The sequence below is a fragment of the Pseudoalteromonas sp. S3785 genome (assembly GCF_005887365.1).
Classification (GTDB): Bacteria; Pseudomonadota; Gammaproteobacteria; order Enterobacterales; family Alteromonadaceae; genus Pseudoalteromonas.
On sequence record NZ_PNCT01000196.1, the window covers coordinates 1 to 425 of the forward strand.

Below are 425 nucleotides of genomic sequence, written 5' to 3' on the forward strand. Positions count from 1 at the left end.
CTTCGCCGTGCTTCCAATGCAGGTAGACGCCCACATAAGGGCCGGTGTCGGCCCGGAAGATGTTGACGCCGATGCCGGTCAGCCCGTGCTCGGCGCAGAGTTGCTTGAGGGTCTGTTCCATCAGGCGGCCCTCCGGTTCGCAATCGCCATCGCATCCCAAGCGTCGGACGACGTGGCGAAAGGAATGCCGAGTGCGGTCATTTCCTGTTCGGCTTCGGTGATGGCACGGACGCGGGCGGTATACCTCTTGAGCGTCGTTGCAAGATTGGTGCGGCAAGCCGAGACGTAGGCTGCCGAGTGACGCGGCCACTTTCCGGCCAGCAATGCATCCTTCTCAGCGAGCACTTTGCGATACTGGCCGATGAAACGGATATCCTCGCACGACCGTGCCGACCGTCTCGGTGACACGTGGCGCCACGCCTTAA

Annotated in this window: 1 protein-coding gene; it reads right to left on the reverse strand. The window is 62.4% G+C overall.

Translation table 11 applies throughout. The features are described 5' to 3' along the window. Positions 1 to 120: 120 nt before the first annotated feature. On the reverse strand, positions 121 to 425 hold a 305-nt coding region (locus CWC17_RS19500; RefSeq protein WP_212750662.1), incomplete at its 5' end, for a hypothetical protein.